This is a genomic window from Thermococcus sp. 4557 (assembly GCF_000221185.1).
In the GTDB taxonomy this organism is placed as follows: Archaea; Methanobacteriota_B; Thermococci; order Thermococcales; family Thermococcaceae; genus Thermococcus.
Genome location: NC_015865.1, coordinates 1,796,976 through 1,811,982, shown reverse-complemented (window position 1 = coordinate 1,811,982; position 15,007 = coordinate 1,796,976). Strand labels below are relative to the sequence as shown.

The following is a 15,007-nucleotide window of genomic DNA, read 5'->3' as shown; positions in this document are numbered from 1 at the left end:
CCCGATCTTCGATGGATAGGGGACTAAAACTCGCGGCGGTCGGGGGAATAATACTCCAGATGGCACTTTCTTTCTTGGGTTACCATTACATGGACGGCCACGTTCTAGCGGTCTCAGCGTTTACCTTCGCCAGGTTCGGAACCAGCCCGTACAGCTGGTGCGAGATAAGTATGTGCGAGATGTGGTACTCGTATCCGCCGATCCCCTTCCTCCTCGTGGCCCCTTTCTATACACTCGACTTGTCCCCCCTCGCAGCGAGGCTCGCCCTTAAAGTCCCGGCACTCCTGGGGAGCCTGGTGCTCTCCCATGCGGTTTACCGGATGAGCGGGGACGCAAAAAGGGCGGTTCTGCTCCTGTTCAACCCTCTCCTGCTTTACATCGGCCCGTTCAGGGGGCACTTCGATGCCCTGGCCGTTGGCCTTATGCTGGAGTCGTACGTTGAGCTGGAGAAAAGGAGAATAGAGCGAGCGGGGGTTTATGCAGCACTGTCGACCCTTACAAAGCAGTACGCACCCATTATCCTCCTGGCGGTCCTGCTAACGCCGAGGAGGAGAAAGGATATCCCGAGGTTCATGACGACCGCGGCCATAATTGGGCTCGCCATCTCGGCGCCGTTCCTGCTCGAGAGTCCCGGGGGATACCTAAAGGCGGTACTCGGCTTCCACGCCGCGAGGTTCGCCATGAACTACGGTTTCTTCGGTATTCCTCTGCTTGGGGGAGCCATCCGCCGCATACTCATCCCGGTGGAGCCGCCTTCGTCGCTTCCACCCGAGGTAGGCGTCATGACCGGCATACTCCTCACCCTGCCCCTCGTATACGGGCTCATTCATCTATACAGAAAAGCCTGGAACGGCGACATTAACGAGAAAGAAGCCCTCACCGGCGGTGTAGTGGCGATGCTGGGCCTGAGCAAAGTTGTCAATATCCAGTACTTTGCCCTGCTGGCGGCCCTTGACGTGAGCCTTCTGCAGTGGACGCTGCTTGCCGTATCCGGCATGGTGAAGGGTTTCGACCTTCTGAAGTCGCTTCCGCCGTGGGGACAGTCGCCGGTGTCCTACTGGAACCCAGAAGCTCTCGCCCTCGACGGCACAGCGCTCGACGGTCTCAGCCGGCTTGCGGCGTTCGTGCTGTACATACCCGTCTTGGTCACCCTGAAAGACCTAACCAGACGGCTCATCCTTGGTAATCCTCCCCGCTCAGAAAGCGCCAGTAGGGATTGAGCTCTATGATGCTCCACCACTTCTTAAGCTCCTTTCTGGCGTTTTTGTAGTCCGGGTAGAACTCCCCCACGAGCTCCCAGAAGGCCTTTGAATGGTTCATGTGCTTCAGATGGGCGAGCTCATGGATTACAACGTACTCCCTAAGCTCCCGGGGGAGGGCTATGAGGCGAACGTTGAAGTTCAGGTTCCCCTTGGGGGAACAGCTCCCCCATCGGCTCTTCTGATGTCTGATGTAGACCTTTCCCGGTTCCACCCCCATCCTGCGGGCGTAGGAATCAACGAGGGGCAGGAGCTCCCTTCGGAGGATCTTCTTCAGGCAGTCGACCACATCGTTGGGGTTGGGGGAGAGGACGACGGTCTTGAACCGCTCGTGAACCTTGGGCTTTCTCCCGTGGATGACCTGATAGAACTCACCGTTGATGGGAAAACCTGACTCCGCAATCTCCCTGAGCTCACCTATCTCGGCCAGCTTGCCCTCGAGCCAGCCGCGGTGCCTCTCGATCAGGTTATCGACATCGAAGCCATCAGGGGCGGTGATAACAACCGTTCCGTCCGGCCTTACCTCGAGCCTTGCATACTTAACCGGCCGACGGCGAACCCTCAACCTCATGCCGCTCACCTTTTAAGGAGAATGGACAAAAAGTCCTTATGAAGGTTCGGGTTATAGAGAGGCGCGCCAAGAGCATCTACACCAAATCGAAGATTCCGGGCGTGGAGTGGGCGGTCAACCAGTACGTCGGCTGTGCCTTCGCATGCGAGTACTGCTACGCCAAGTTTCTGACGAGGTGGAAGGACTACGGGAGATGGGGGAGCTGGGTCGAGGTCAAGACCAACGCACCCGACCTGGCGAGAAAGCACGTTTCTGGGAGCGTCGTCATGTCAACGGTGAGCGACCCGTATCAGCCGATAGAGGCCGAGCTAAAGCTTACGAGAAGGGTGTTGAGGTACATGGACAAGCGGAACGAACTTTCGGTGCTCACCAAGTCCCCCCTGGTAACCAGGGACATCGACATTTTCAAGGAGTTCCGGACGATAGAGGTCGGCCTCACGATAAACGGCTTTAGGGGGAGAGAAAAGAGGCTGTTTGAACCGCTGACACCAGTTCACGAGGCGAGGGTTAACGCCCTTAAGGAACTCCACGAGGCGGGCTTGAAAACGTACGTCTTCGTCAGCCCGATAATTCCAGAGATAACGGACGTTTCCGCCATAGTGGAGGACACGAGGGGCTTCGCGGACTGCTACTTCTTCGAAGTGCTCAACCTCCGTGCATCGGGAAGGGAATTCCAGGAACTCCTCCGCGATGAGTACCCGGAAAGCTACGAGGTTCTGACCGATGATGAGGCCTTTGAAGGGTTCCTGTGGGGACTGAAGAAGGAGATAAGGGCCCTACGCGTGAAGGCGGAGGGGATAGAGACCCACAGGGAAGGCTGGGAGTTCATAGAGCTGTGAATCTACTGGCGTCCCTTCGGGATGACCGCCACCACCAGCGAGTTCACGTTGGTTCCAGTTGGTCCAGTCCTGAGGAGTGCGCCGGCCTTTTCCAGCGCGTTATAGGCGTCGTGCCTTCTGAGGACTTCCTCGACGTCCACCCCGGCTTCCCTGAGAAGTCCAAGCGTTTTCCCGTCGACTATCCCGCCGGCAGCATCGGTTGGCCCGTCCGTTCCATCTGTATCAACCGCCAGAACCACGGCGTTTAATCCATATATCTTTCTGGCGATACTCAGGGCAAACTCCTGATTCGGCCCGCCGAGGCCGGCCTTTCCCTCAATGGTCACAGTCCACTCGCCGCCGGCTATTAGGACGGCCGGCTTTGGAACCGGGCGGTCGTATTTTGCTATCTCCTGGACTATCGAGCCTATCGCCAGGGCTATCTCCCTGGCCTCGCCTTCTAGGGTCGTTGTGAGAAGCAGGGCGTTGTAGCCGAGCTCCTTCGCCTTCGCCAGGGCAGATTCGCAGGAGAGGGTGTTGCTTCCAACTATGAAGTTGTGGACGTTCGGGAGGTCTTCCTTGAGGGTTTCCTCCGCCTTCCCCCCCAGTCCCAGCTCGATGTGTCTCTTAACGCTCTTCGGAAGCTTCTCCCAGACCCCGTAGAGCTTTAAAATCCGGTAGGCGTCTTGGAAGGTGGTCGGGTCCTTCACGGTCGGGCCCGATGCTATCGCCTCAAGCGGGTCGCCGACGACGTCCGAGAGGATCAGGCTTATCACCCTACCCCTCACGCGCTTCGCCAGCTTGCCGCCCTTGACTGCCGAGATGTGCTTTCTCACAGTGTTTATCTCGTATATCTTTGCCCCGCTCTTCAGGAGGAGCTCGTTCGTCCCGATCTTGTCCTCCAGTGTTATTCCCTCCTCAGGGAGAAGGAAGAGCGCACTCCCACCACCGGAGATAAGGACGAGGAGGATGTCATTCTCCCCAACCTTCTCGGCCAGTTCGAGTCCGAGCTTTCCGCCCAAGAGGGAGTTCTCGTCTGGAACGGGGTGTCCGGCCTCGATGACCTTCAGCCTTTCCGTTCTCGGGCAGTCCTCTGCGTAGCCGTACTTCGTGATGATAACTCCTTCCTCAATACGCTCCCCGAGGGTATCAACGACTGCTCTCGCCATGGAGCACGCTGCCTTGCCGAAGGCCAGGAGATAGATTTTCCCACCAACCGGGAACCTCTCACCAGAAATGACCAGTTTGTTCCCCTCAATCCTAAGGTTCCTTTTCACCGCGAGGTAAGGGTCGGCGCTTTTAATCGCATATCGCATAATCTCCAGTGCGGTAGTTCTGGCGTCCATTTTCTCACCCCTGAGAGAACTCACTCGAAAAGGACTATCCGCTCGGCCTCGATGTCCTCAAGTGACGCGTTCCAGCCGCCGACGACGTACCTGGCTCCGTCCTCGGTCTTGACGGTAATGTTAGAAATGACCTTGTTGTCATCCTCAAAAAACTCCACCACCCTGCCCACGAGGTGTACCGGTTTCCTGGAGCGAACGAACTTCCCTATAACCTCAACCTTTGCCCCCTCCAGATTGAAGGTCTTTATGTCCTCCACCAGCTCCCTTATGTGGATGTACTCCCTCGGAAGCTTGAGCCTGCGCTCCTCGCGATAAACTACTCTCCCGGTCGGCCAGAGGGCGTGGTAGAAGTAGCGGTTGAGCATGAAGAGGAGGTTGTTGTCCCTTATGATGAGTCCGTAGCCGAGTAGAGAACTGCTCGACGTCAGCGCCTCATAGGGCAGGTAAACTCCTTCTTCTCTGTCCTGGATGATGAGTATCGGATCAGGAACTTCCCTAGCCCTTATTTCGCTGGCGATCGCTGGAATCTCACCATTGCCGTAAACGAAGAGGTTTATCCTTACGCCATCTTCCTTTTTGGCGGCGAGTTGTCCCCCGATTTTTCTAAGGAATTCTCTGGGAACGGCAATGCTCAGATGAAACCTGGCCTTCTCGATGGCCTTCTTCACGTGCTCCTCGAACGTTATCCTGCTCTTGACGACAGTTACGCTTCCAATCTCCCCTCTCGGAGTGTAGAGCTTCTCCAAAGCGCTCTTGATCTCGTCAATCCGCTCATTGTAGCGCCTCTTCAAAGCGTCCATGACGCTGTCCGGGCTGAGGGGGATTACCTGTTTGGGCCTGCCCTGGCTCGTCGTGACGAATCCCTTGGCCATGAGCGTCCTTATCACGTCGTATATCCTGGGCTGGGGCACCTTCGAGAGCGTCGCGAGCTCCCCTGCCGTCAGCGCTCCGTTCTTTATGAGTGTAAGATACGCCCTGACCTCATATTCATTGAGACCGAACTCTTTCAGCCGGGCTTTTATCTCCTTTTCTTCCATAGGCAGACCTCAGATTATCGCTTTCTCCGTGTCTCTGTCGAAGATATGGATGTTGTCAAGGTCAATCTCTATTTTAATCTTTTCTCCAACCGGCAGGGGTATGTGGCCGGGAAGCTTTATCTTGATGATGTTTCCCCCAACCTTGGCGTGGACTATCGTGTCCGTACCGAGGGCCTCTATGAAATCAACGATTCCCTCTATCTCAGCAGTCCTCGTCACGTGCTCAAGGGTCGAAACGCCCTTCACGGTCATGTGCTCGGGCCTTACGCCAAGGAGAACCTCCTTTCCTATGTACCCCTCGAGGACTTCCCTGAAGTCGTCCGGAAGGCGTATCTTGAAGCCGTCCCCCTCAAGGAAGAGGCCATCGTTCTCCACAACCGTCGCGTCAATGGTGTTCATCTCGGGAGCGCCTATGAAGGTCGCCACGAAGAGGGAGTTGGGCTTGAGGTAAACCTCCGTCGGGGGACCCACCTGGAGGAGCCGGCCCTTGTTCATAACCGCTATCCTGTCGCCCATCGTCATTGCCTCGACTTGATCGTGGGTGACGTAGATGGTCGTGACGTTCAGCTTCGTCTGGAGCTTCTTGATCTCGGCGCGCATCGCCACCCTGAGTTTGGCGTCCAGGTTGCTGAGCGGCTCGTCCATGAGCAGAACGTCTGGCTCAACCACTATCGCCCTGGCGACGGCCACACGCTGCCTCTGGCCGCCGCTGAGCTGTCCTGGATAGCGGTCGAGGAGACCCTCTATCTGGAGGAGTTCGGCCGCCCACTTGACGCGCCTCTTTATCTCGTCCTCGGGATACTTCTTCACTCTGAGCGGGAAGGCTATGTTGTCGAAGACCTTCATGTGCGGCCAGACGGCGTAGCTCTGAAATACCATCGAGATGTTCCTGTCCTTGGGGGGCAGGTATGTAACGTCTCTATCGCCGAAGTATATCTTGCCTTCGCTGGGCGTCTCAAGGCCAGAAATCATCCTCAGCGTCGTCGTCTTTCCGCAGCCGCTCGGGCCGAGGAGCACGAGGAACTCACCGTCCTTTATCTCCAGCGTGAGCTCTTTAACCGCCTCAAAGTCCCCAAACCTTTTGGTTATCCTATCAAGCTTAACCTCTACCATGGTAACACCTCACTTGAGCGTTATACCCCACATTGTGACCAGATATTTCCTTGCGAAGAATATGAACAGCATCGCCGGGAGGGTCATTATGAAGGCCGCGGCGAACTTGTAGTAGTCCGGCGCGGCACCGCCGCTGGAGCCGGCCATTATCGAGAGTATCTGCGCCGGCAGGGTTCTGTTGTTCAGGGTGAGAATCGAGGCAACGAAGACCTCGTTCCAGCTCATGACGAAGGTGAACATAGCGGCAGCGGCCAGCCCCGGAAGGGCCAGGGGAAGGGTTATCTTCCTGAAGGAGCCGAACCTGGTAAGGCCAAACACCATCGCGGCCTCCTCATACTCCTTGGATACCCCGGCGAAGATGCTCGACGTTATAAGGACGACGAAGGGGAGCGCCATTGCCGTGTGGGCCAGCGCCACTCCAAGGAGAGTATCCGCCAGATGGAGGTCTATGTAGAGAACCAGGAGCGGTATAGCCATGACCGGAATCGGGAACATCCTGAGGGCAACTATGGAGAGCTTTATGTGGTCCTTGCCCGGGAACATGTACTTGGCTATAGAGTACCCGGCCGGGACGCCGAGGATGAAGCTTATGATGATGGTGAGCACTGCCACTATGACGCTGTTCTTTATTCCGTCCCACGCGCCGAGGGTGAAGAGTATCGTGTGGACGTACTCGCTCGTGAAGCTCGTCGGGATTATCTTGGTCGGGTCGTAGTAGTCGGCCTTGCTGGTGAAGGCGTAGAGGAAGGAGATGATGATCGGAATCACTATCCAGACCGCGGCCGTGAAAACGGCGGTGTAGAACCCCACCTTTTTGAGGGCGTACTTGGTCTCGTCGTTCATTCTCCCACCTCCAGGTACTCAGCGCGGAGGAACTTGATGTACAGCGCGCCGAGCAGTATGGAGAGACCCGCTATCACGAGGGCGTAGACCGATGCAACACCAGCGTCCTTTATCTCCGTGAGCTGGTAGTAGCCCTCACCGGCAAGAACCGGGATGTCCCTGCCGGCCAGTATCCAGACGATACCGAAGATCTGCATCGCGAAGAGCGTTCTTATTATGAGGGCGCTCTGGATGCTGGGCTTCAGGAGCGGCAGAACGATGCGCCTGAGCCTCGTCCAGTAGCTCGCCCCGAAGACCTCGGCAGCCTCGATGTACTCCTTGCTTATCATCTGAAGGCCGGCCAGGATTATCACAAAGACTATCGCCGTGGAGCGCCAAAGCTCTGCTATAACTATCGCGAAGAACTCCCTCATGCGGTATTCGTAGCCGAATACGTATATCGGCTGGCTTATCAGCCCCAGGTTCATGAGAAGCTTGTTTATGAAACCGTAGGGGGAGAGCATGGAGTACCATATCAAACCAGCCGCCACGTCGCTTATGGTGAGGGGAATTATGAGGGCATAGAGGGCGGCGTCCTTGCCCTTGAAAACGCGGTTCATTAGAAGGGCCAGAACAACGGCAAGGGCAACCTGGGTCGGGACTATGATACCCGCCAGAAGGATTGTGTATTTAAACGCGCTCCAAAAGTAGTAATCGCTAAAGGTTCTCCGCCATACCTCAAGGGAGAGGGCACCGTTCTGGGTGAAGGCCAGATAGAGGGCCTGAACAAGGGGATAGCCAACGAAAAACAGCAGATACGCGAAAGCCGGTAAAATTAAAAGATAGGGAACGAGAGAGCGCCGTTTCATGGGAACTCCTCCTTCACGGCACCGGCACTCCAACGTCCTCGAAGAGCTTTATGAGGTCGGGCTTGATCTCCTTGGTTACCGTCGCCGGGTCTTCGTTGTTGAGAACTATCCTCTCGAAGGCCTGCTTGTAGTACTCCTTGAACTGTCCTCCCTTGTCTCCAAGGTTCGGTATCATGACGACGAGGGCATCTTCGGTGCTCGCCTGGGCCTGGACCCCCTCCGCGAGTATCTTGAGCGGTCCCTCGGGCAGCTTTCCGCTGGCTTCCTCAACTGTCGGGAAGAAACCGACCTTCTCCAGAACCTTGACCTGGGTGTCCGGCTTGGTGAGGTAGTCTATGAGCTTCCAGGCCTCGTCCTTGTGCGGTGCTCCCTTCGGTATGGCGAGGCCGGCGAGGACGACTATGAATCCCCTGCCCTTCGGTCCCCTCGGAACCGGCACAACGACGAACTGGTCCGGCTTGGTCTCGATGGCGTTCTTAATCCTCGCTGTGTGATCCCAGGCTATGAGAACCTCACCCTTCAAGAGCGGGTCAGCCATGGCGTCCCAGGTGGTGCTCGACGGGTGCACGTAGGGCCAGAGTTCCTTGAGGTAGTCCCACATCTCAACGGCCTCGGGACTGTCGAACTCCTTCGCCTGGTAGCCGGTGTAGCTCGGATAGATGTAGCCATGGAGGAACCTGACGAAGAGTCCCTTCGGTCCGGCCGGGAAGCCGAGCTCTGGCTGTCCCTTGGCCTCCTTGAGGTTCTTGGCCCACTGGAGGAGGGCATCGTAGGTCCACTTGTCGGTGCCCTTCATGACGTCCTCTTCGGTAAGCCCTTCCGGCAGGTACTGGAAGGCCTCCTTGTTAACGACCATAACGTAGGTAGCGCTCATCCATGGCACGTAGGCCTTCTGGCCGCGGATGTAGGAGTACTGCTCAAAGGTGCTGATGAAGGTCCTTCCCTCGAGCTTGGGCATCGTGCTGAGGTCCTCGAGCCAGCCCTTCGAGGACATATAGTCCATACCGCCGTGGAGGTCACCTATGACGTCGATGGTGACCTTTCCAGTCTGCATCTCACCCTCGAGCCTCGTAACCATGTCCGTGTAGGAAATCGGGACGAAATTAACCTCGATGTTTGTGTCCGATGTAAACCCCTTCAGAAGGTCCTCCTGGACGAAGGCCCTCTCCTCGGGCGGGTTCAGCTGGGTTGACAGAAACGTCACGGTTACCTTCTCCTCCCCTCCGGGGGAGATACAGCCACTGGACACTACGGCGAACAACACAACCGCCGCCAACAGAACACCAAACAACCTCCTAATCATGGGGCATCACCCTATCCCTAAAGTAAGGTACTTCAACGGACTTATGTGAACAACATATATAAGATTTGTGTTTAGAACCACTGAAAGTGGTTGCATTACAAAAAAGTAAAAGTTTGGAATTAAACCCTGGGCTTCACGGTTTTTCCCTTTCTGGACGACTCGTAGGCCGCTAGGATTATCGCCAGGTTCTTCTTAGCATCTTCCCCGGTTATTGGAACCTCCTCGTCCTTCAAGACGGCCCTGGCGAAGGAGCTCACAATCCCCCTGACGTCCGGCCTGTCCCAGTATATCTTCTCCGCCCTGTCCTGGTAGACCGTAAAGTCCGGGTAGGCAGTTCTCACGTCGAGGAAGCCCTCCCTGCCGACGAGGTAGTACTTTATCTCAATGCCGTAGGAGTAGCCCCTCGGATTGCCCCAGCCGGCAGTGAGAACAGCAAGAACGCCCTTTCTGAACTCAAGGACGGCGGTGCCTATATCATCCACAGGGAAACCGTATATCTTGGCGCCTATGTCCGCGTAGACCTTCTTGGGAAGGTCCCCCGTGAGCCAGAGGAGGGAGTCAACACCGTGGGGTGCCGTGTCCATGAAGCCCCCGCCGCCGGACTTACTCGCGTCCAGGAACCAGCCCATATCAAGACCCTGGAGGAATATCGGGGGCTTAACGTTCTCCGAGATGGCCTGAACGTATTCCAGTGGGCCTATTTCCCCTTTATCAAGCATGTCTTTGGCTTTTTTCAGGGGTTCTGTGAAGCGTGGGTTGAACGGGAGCATGAGCTTTACGCCGGCCTTTTTAGCGGCCCTTATAACCTCGTCCGCATCCCTGAGGTTCAGGGCTATGGGTTTCTCAAGGAGTATGTGCTTCCCCTCCTCGGCGGCTCTGATGGCTATTTCCTTGTGTCTGTATGTCTCGATTGCGATGTAAACCGCCTCGACGTTCTCATCCCTCAGGAGTGCCTTGTAGTTTCTGTAGAACCTCGCCCCGTACTTCTTGGCCTCGCCCCTCGCTACGTCAGAGTTGGAGCCGTCGCCGGATATGGCCACGAGCTTCGTCTGCTTGCCCCCCGCGATGGTTGAGGCAAAGCGAAGGGCGTGGGGGTGGGCGTAGCTTATTATTCCGAAGTTGAGCTTCCTCATATCTCAACCACCTCCCCCTTGCGGGCGCTCTCTTTGGCCTTCTCAGCGATCTTCAGTGCTATCAATGCATCCTCCGCAGTGACTACAGGCTCTTCCTTCCCCTTGATGCAGTTGAAGAAGTGCCTCAGCTCCCTCTCGAAGGCATCCGGGAAGGTCGAGAGGAGCGGTGAGAAGCGGGGCATCTCGAAGTTGGCCTTGGCGACGCCGACCACAGGGGTATCCAGCGGGGTGTAGCGTATCCTGCCGTTTTTTCCTATGATGTCAACGTGGTGGTAGAAGACACCGTAGCGCGAGGGGTACGGGTACGCCCAGCTGACCTCGGCTATGCCCGTCTTCCCACCCTCAAAGGAGATCATCATTAGGAAGTGGTCAAAGGTGCCGTTTGCCCTCGCCTCCTCCTTTATGGCCTTCCCAACGGCGTAGACGCTCACCGGTTCGCTCTCGAAGAACCAGCGCAGGAAGTCCGTGACGTGGACTCCGAGGTCAACGGCGACACCGCCGCTCCTGTTCTCGTCCCAGTACCAGTAATCCCGGGGGAAGGGGAGGTTCTGGACTTCGGCCTTTCTGATGTGCATGGGGAGGATGTTGCGCTTCTTTATGACCTCCTTCATCTGCATCCATCTCTTGTCAAACCGCCTCACGTGGCCAACGAAGAGGTGCAGGTCTCTCTTTTCGGCGGTTTTTATCATCCTTTCGCCCTCTTCAACGGTGAGGGCTATCGGCTTCTCCACTATCACGTGCTTTCCCGCCTTGAGAGCCGCAACTGCCAGTTCTGCGTGGGTGTACGTCGGAGTCAGTATCTCCACAATGTCCACGTCTGTATCTAAAAACTCGTCGAGACTCGTGAACGCCTTCGCCCGAAACTCCCTCGCGCCCTCGCGGGCCCGTTCTCCGTCAATGTCCATGCATGCGACGACCCTCGTGCCCTCCATAACCTTGAGGGCGTTTTTGTGGGCGAGGTTGAATATGTTTCCGCAGCCTATTACACCTACCTTCAGCTCCATAGGAATCCCCGAAGATTGTGGGAGCAAAAAGTATATAACCTTTTTCAAAATAAACCACTTTAAATGGTTGTAAATTTATGGGGGTGAAAGGATGAGGGTTATCGTTGGAATTCCCAGTTACAACAACGCGGAAACAATCTCTTTTGTCGTTAAGCAGGCCGCCGAGGGGCTGAAGAAGTACTTCGGAGGGGGAATCGTCGTCAACGCTGACGGAGGAAGCACCGATGGGACGAGGGATGCTGTGCTGAGAACAGAGGTTCCGGATGGTGTCGAGGTTCACAGCTTCGTTTACAGATGGCCCATCCCGGGGAAGGGAAGCGCCATGAAGGAGCTCATGGAGTTCGCCCTCGAAAGAGATGCAAATACACTCGTCTTCGTTGACAGCGATTTAAGGAGCATAACCCCCGAGTGGATATACCGCTTCGCCAAGCCCATCGCGGAGGGCTACGACTTCGTGGCACCGCTCTACATAAGGCACAAGTGGGACGGAACCATAACCAACAACATAGCCTACCCAATGACGGCCTCGCTCTACGGGAAGAACGTCAGGCAGCCGATAGGTGGAGACTTTGGAGTGAGCAGAAAGCTCATGGAAGTATACCTCGAAGATGAGGAGGTCTGGAAGACGCACGTTGCTCGCTTCGGCGTGGACATATTCCTGACGACGACGGCCATAGCGAGGGGCTTCAAAATCACCCAGACGGCCCTTGGAATGAAGATACACGACCCCAAGGATCCGGCGGCATCGCTCGGCCCCATGTTCAACCAGGTCGTCGGAACGCTGTTCATGCTGATGGAGAAGTACGAGAACGTCTGGAAGGACGTGAGAACGATAGAGCCCGTTCCGGTCTTCGGGGAGCTTGAGAAAGGTGAACCCGAGTCCGTAAAGGTGACCTTAGAGCTCCTGGAGATAAGGGCAAAGGAGCTCTTTGCCCAGCACGAGCCGGTGCTGAGGAGGGCACTGGACGAAGAGACGCTCAAGGGAGTGGTGGATTCACTCAAGACCTTCGAGTTCGACGACAGACTCTGGAGCCACGTCCTCTACGACGGGGCGGTGGCGTACAAAAACGGAATTCTAACCGAGGCGGAACCCCTCGTGCCGCTGTACTTCGCAAAGACTGCTGATTTTGTCAAGAGAACGATGGACATGAGCACCCTTGAGGCCGAAAAACTGATAGAGGAGAGGGCGAAGGTATTCCTTGAGGAGAAGGACTACCTCCTAGAGCGCTGGTAGAGCTCCCTGAACTCCCTCATTATCGCTATTTCCTCCATTTTTGGAACGCTCCAGGCCCCCCTGAGGGTTGTTGAGAGCGCCGCTACGAGGTTTGCGAAGCGTCCGAGTTTTCTGAGGTGCTCCTCATCGATGGTCCCCTCACCGAGCAGGTTCGAGTAGTGAAGGCCGGCTAAGAGGGCAGCTGTGAAGGCATCCCCTGCTCCGGTGGTGTCAACCGGTTCGACTCTATAAGCAGGGACGTGAACCTTAGCGTCTCCACTCATCAGCTCGCTGCCCTTCTCACCTAAGGTCACCGCGAGAAGTTTGAAGTCAAAGTCTTCAGGGTTTATTCCGTTGTCCCGGAGGTACGCCAGCTCCCCATCGCCGAGCTTAACTATATCCGCCAGCCCGAGGGCCCTCTCAATATCCCGTAGCATCTCTCCCTCCCTTCCGCGCCAGAGGTCGGGCCTTATGTTGACATCGTAGCTCAGTGGAACCTTTCCCTTAAGTTCCTCTAAAATTCCAAAGAGCGTCGAGCGAGAGGGCTCCCTGGCGAAGAGCACGGTGCCAAAGTGAATTGTCTCAGCGTTCTCAAGAAGGGCCGTCTCCACGTCCTCAGGCTTCAGGTTGAAGTAAGCAACGCCATCGTAGAGAATGAACTCCGGCTTGGCACCGATGAGCTGAACGAAGACAACGCCAGTATGTTTTTCAGCATCCCGGGATACGTAGGTCTTTACACCCTCATCACGAAGCCTTTCGAGCAGGAAGTCCCCAAAGGGGTCGTCGCCGACCTTGCTGACGAGGGCACTCTCAACGCCGAGCCTTGAAAGACCAACCGCAACGTTTGCGGGAGCACCGCCGGGATGCTTCTCGAAGGACTTCACGTCCTTAAGCTTCCCCTCCTGGAGGGCTATGAAATCTATGAGTACTTCACCGATCGAAACGATCATATCTACCACCAAAATACAACCATTTCAAGTGGTTTATAACACAACCATTATATATGAGTTTTTGCCGATTCCCTTCAAGGTGATGCCCGTGATAGCCCTCATTACTTTCACCGACCCTCGACCAACGGCCCTCTCGATCGAGCGCGAGAGGGCTTTGATGGAGAAGCACTCGGCCCTCATCGTGGAGCTGAGGAAGGCCGGCTTTGAGGTTCTCGACGTGAACGAGAGGCTTGGAAAATACGAGGCCCTCAAAGCCGGTAAGAACTTCGGGGTAGATTCGATGGATGAGAGCTTTAAGGCGGGAGAAATCATAGCCGGAAGCTCCGTCTCGGGAATAATAGCCGGCCTCTGGCACTGGACGGAGAGCAACCTCGTTACGGCACTGGTCAGGGAAACCAAGAGGCCTATACTCCTTTACGCCGACGACGATCCGGCATGGGCAGGAACCACGTGCGTCACATCTGTCGGGGCCTCGCTCTGGGAGAGCGCGGTGAACGAGTACGCGCTGAACCACGTCCGCCTCAAGGGGGACGTTGAAAAGGTAAAGGCCTGGGTTAGAGCCGTCGAGGTCGTCTCAAAGCTCTCCAGGAAGTCCATTCTCCTCTGGGGTGCACCCTACACCCTCGGGATGGAGCACCTCATGGACGACCTGCCGAGGCTTAAGAGGATCGTCGGCGACTTCATAACCCTCGACCAGTACGTTCTGGTAAGGAAGGCGGAGAAGATGCTCTCGGACGAGAAGCTGAGGATTCGCGTGGAGGAGTTCTACGACTGGCTGACCGAGAAAACGGAAGTCAAGTTTGATGACCTCATGCTGACACCCGAGGCATTGAGGAGACAGATAGCACTCTACCTAGCCGCAAAGGAGAGCTGGAGCGAGCAGAAAGGTGTTTCGGCAGTCTCGATAAAGTGCCAGCCGGAGCTGAGCGAGATCTACGGCGTTACGGCCTGCCTGATTCCGGCGCTGTTCCCGTTCAACCTCGATGCCGAGGGCGAGAAGGAGGTAATCCCGGCCACGTGTGAGGGCGACGTCAAGGGCACGATAAGCTCGGCGCTCCTCTTCTATCTGAGCGGAAAGCCGCCGCTCTTCGGGGACATAAAGTACGTGGACGATGAGGTCGTCATGATAGCCAACTGCGGTGCTTCATCGCTCTACTACGCGAGGCTGAGCGAGAACCCGGAGGAGAACCTCAAAGCTACTATAATCCAGGGACAGTGCCAGGGGGCGAGCGGCGGGGCGCTAACTTACAGAACCCCTCCGGCGGAGTTTACCGTGGCGAGGCTCATACGTCGCGGGGGAGAGTACTACCTCCTCTACTTCCTCGCGGAGGGCCTTGAGATAACGGAGGAGATGGAGTCGAAGCTCAAATGGGGCAAGCAGTGGCCGCATACGGCCATAAGGAACCCGCTCGACAAAGAAACCTTCATCTCGGCCATGGGGGCCAACCACCTCTCGCTGGTTCCCGGTGACTACACCGAGGAGCTCCGCTTTACCGCGAGGCTCTGGGGAGTAAAGGCGATTAACCTTGGTGATCCGGGGGATGTAAAGTCCTTCCTTGAGGGATAACG

At 56.4% G+C, this 15,007-nt stretch carries 14 protein-coding genes; 4 read left to right on the top strand and 10 right to left on the bottom strand.

Annotated elements, in window-relative coordinates; translation table 11 throughout:
- The first annotated feature begins 11 nt into the window (after positions 1–11).
- Positions 12–1,220: a glycosyltransferase 87 family protein gene (locus GQS_RS09620; RefSeq protein WP_083818288.1), complete on the top strand. Its 1,209-nt coding sequence runs from the start codon at positions 12–14 to the stop codon at positions 1,218–1,220.
- Here the strand turns inward: GQS_RS09620 and GQS_RS09615 are convergent.
- Positions 1,174–1,830 (bottom strand): M48 family metallopeptidase, encoded by a 657-nt coding sequence (locus tag GQS_RS09615; RefSeq protein ID WP_014013494.1) that lies wholly within the window; start codon positions 1,828–1,830, stop codon positions 1,174–1,176. The two genes, GQS_RS09620 and GQS_RS09615, sit on opposite strands and share 47 nt — an antisense overlap.
- 38 nt (positions 1,831–1,868) lie before the next feature.
- On the opposite strand from GQS_RS09615, the gene GQS_RS09610 reads away from it, so the two are divergent.
- The gene (locus tag GQS_RS09610) at positions 1,869–2,669 is read left to right on the top strand and encodes a radical SAM protein (protein WP_014013493.1); all 801 of its coding nucleotides are present in this window, start codon (positions 1,869–1,871) and stop codon (positions 2,667–2,669) included.
- Between the two features lie 2 nt (positions 2,670–2,671).
- Here GQS_RS09610 and GQS_RS09605 read toward each other — a convergent pair whose 3' ends face one another.
- From GQS_RS09605 to GQS_RS09570, 8 genes are all read right to left on the bottom strand, one after another.
- A complete protein-coding gene (locus GQS_RS09605; protein WP_014013492.1) occupies positions 2,672–3,994 on the bottom strand; it encodes a glycerate kinase in 1,323 nt (440 codons plus the stop codon).
- A 20-nt stretch (positions 3,995–4,014) separates the two neighbouring features.
- Entirely contained in the window at positions 4,015–5,031 is a 1,017-nt protein-coding gene (locus GQS_RS09600) for a TrmB family transcriptional regulator (RefSeq protein WP_014013491.1), read from the bottom strand.
- Positions 5,032–5,040: 9 nt separating this feature from the next.
- Entirely contained in the window at positions 5,041–6,144 is a 1,104-nt protein-coding gene (locus tag GQS_RS09595) for an ABC transporter ATP-binding protein (protein ID WP_014013490.1), read from the bottom strand.
- Positions 6,145–6,153: 9 nt separating this feature from the next.
- Entirely contained in the window at positions 6,154–6,987 is an 834-nt protein-coding gene (locus GQS_RS09590; protein ID WP_014013489.1) for a carbohydrate ABC transporter permease, read from the bottom strand.
- Positions 6,984–7,835 (bottom strand): carbohydrate ABC transporter permease, encoded by an 852-nt coding sequence (locus tag GQS_RS09585; RefSeq protein WP_014013488.1) that lies wholly within the window; start codon positions 7,833–7,835, stop codon positions 6,984–6,986. The genes GQS_RS09590 and GQS_RS09585 overlap by 4 nt, the downstream gene beginning before the upstream one ends.
- A gap of 13 nt (positions 7,836–7,848) precedes the next feature.
- Entirely contained in the window at positions 7,849–9,135 is a 1,287-nt protein-coding gene (locus tag GQS_RS09580; RefSeq protein WP_369782831.1) for an ABC transporter substrate-binding protein, read from the bottom strand.
- Positions 9,136–9,257: 122 nt separating this feature from the next.
- On the bottom strand, positions 9,258–10,271 hold the full coding sequence (locus GQS_RS09575) for a Gfo/Idh/MocA family protein (protein WP_014013486.1): 1,014 nt from the start codon (positions 10,269–10,271) through the stop codon (positions 9,258–9,260).
- On the bottom strand, positions 10,268–11,275 hold the full coding sequence (locus GQS_RS09570) for a Gfo/Idh/MocA family protein (protein ID WP_014013485.1): 1,008 nt from the start codon (positions 11,273–11,275) through the stop codon (positions 10,268–10,270). The genes GQS_RS09575 and GQS_RS09570 overlap by 4 nt, the downstream gene beginning before the upstream one ends.
- A 91-nt stretch (positions 11,276–11,366) precedes the next feature.
- On the opposite strand from GQS_RS09570, the gene GQS_RS09565 reads away from it, so the two are divergent.
- Entirely contained in the window at positions 11,367–12,509 is a 1,143-nt protein-coding gene (locus GQS_RS09565) for a glycosyltransferase (RefSeq protein ID WP_014013484.1), read from the top strand.
- Here the strand turns inward: GQS_RS09565 and GQS_RS09560 are convergent.
- Positions 12,488–13,438: a carbohydrate kinase gene (locus GQS_RS09560; RefSeq protein ID WP_014013483.1), complete on the bottom strand. Its 951-nt coding sequence runs from the start codon at positions 13,436–13,438 to the stop codon at positions 12,488–12,490. The two genes, GQS_RS09565 and GQS_RS09560, sit on opposite strands and share 22 nt — an antisense overlap.
- Positions 13,439–13,526: 88 nt before the next feature.
- Between GQS_RS09560 and GQS_RS09555 the strand changes: the two genes are divergently transcribed.
- The gene (locus GQS_RS09555) at positions 13,527–15,005 is read left to right on the top strand and encodes an L-fucose/L-arabinose isomerase family protein (RefSeq protein ID WP_014013482.1); all 1,479 of its coding nucleotides are present in this window, start codon (positions 13,527–13,529) and stop codon (positions 15,003–15,005) included.
- Positions 15,006–15,007 lie beyond the last annotated feature (2 nt).